We start from the raw sequence: 489 nt of genomic DNA, 5'->3' as shown, positions 1-489 counted from the left end.
CCATATAGGAACTATTTGGTTACTGAGGATTGGTTGTAGGATGTGCAATTGTTTCAGGAATATCCTAAAAAACAAAAAAAGGACGTGGGCCGCGTCCTCTTACATTTCCCAGACTTCCATATTTTTTATTGACATCTTGTCAAAGCAAATATATATTTAGTGACAATGAGAATCATTATCGAATTAGCCCCAAAATAAAAAATATATTATAGGATAAGGAAGGTACACACATGAACACAACACGAAGGTTCTTATTAAAAACATTATTGATTTCCTCAATGCTTATCATTGCATTAGTTGGTTGCTCCAATCAGGAATCCAGCCCAACACCCTCACTATCCCCGGTTGTAAGTGATTCAGCAAGTACCGAAGCACCTGCCTCACAAGATGAGAATTCCCAATATCCGATCGTAATCAAGCATGCTTTTGGCGAAACTGTCATTGAAAGCAAGCCTGAACGCGTAGCTACCATTCAATGGGCGAATCATG

Annotated in this window: 1 protein-coding gene; it reads left to right on the top strand. The window is 38.9% G+C overall.

Features of this window, described 5'->3' with window-relative positions; translation table 11 throughout:
• Positions 1-278: 278 nt before the first annotated feature.
• Positions 279-489 (top strand): hypothetical protein (locus ACNPNW_RS16440; RefSeq protein WP_448767208.1); only part of this gene is annotated, 211 nt, incomplete at its 3' end.

The sequence above is a fragment of the Acinetobacter endophylla genome (genome assembly GCF_053543775.1).
This window is presented reverse-complemented; position numbering and strand designations above follow the sequence as displayed.